The organism is Corallococcus exercitus (genome assembly GCF_003611585.1).
Taxonomy (GTDB): Bacteria; Myxococcota; Myxococcia; order Myxococcales; family Myxococcaceae; genus Corallococcus; species Corallococcus exercitus.
In genome coordinates this window covers 1-409 of sequence record NZ_RAVW01000923.1, presented here as the reverse complement: position 1 = coordinate 409, position 409 = coordinate 1, and the positions used below count along the sequence as shown (strand labels likewise).

General features: G+C 57.5%; 1 protein-coding gene. It reads left to right on the top strand.

Going from position 1 to position 409, the window contains the following annotated elements; translation table 11 throughout:
• A partial coding sequence (locus D7W79_RS44210) for a hypothetical protein (protein ID WP_158617201.1) occupies nucleotides 1–372 on the top strand: 372 nt, incomplete at its 5' end.
• Nucleotides 373–409: the final 37 nt, after the last annotated feature.

The window sequence follows — 409 nt, the reverse complement described above, 5'->3', positions numbered from 1 at the left end:
TTGTGGGGCTATGTCCTCGTGATTGGGACGGTCATTGTCGGCGGCTTTGTCGGTCTCAGTTATATTCTGCAAGGCCTTGGCAACCGTGCCGCGCAAGCGGCGTCCAATCCGCTTGAAATCGCCGTGATTGAGAAGGCGTATGAAAGTGTGCCATCAGCCATCGTGACAGCGATTGTCACCCCTCTGCAAGCCTCCCTCGAACGATCTGACAAGGCTTTGCAGGATGTGCTCAAACTCTTGGAGAAGGCGACGGACCGCGTTCCTGAGTCTGAGAAGACAATCAATATTCCCGCCTCATCCACGCTCACAACCCCTGTCGGCTACGAAGCCCGTCCCCCTGCGCCGCCCGATGTGAACACTCCGCAAGGATAACCCCGCTGAATCGAAACCGCCCTACGGTATGCAGGGC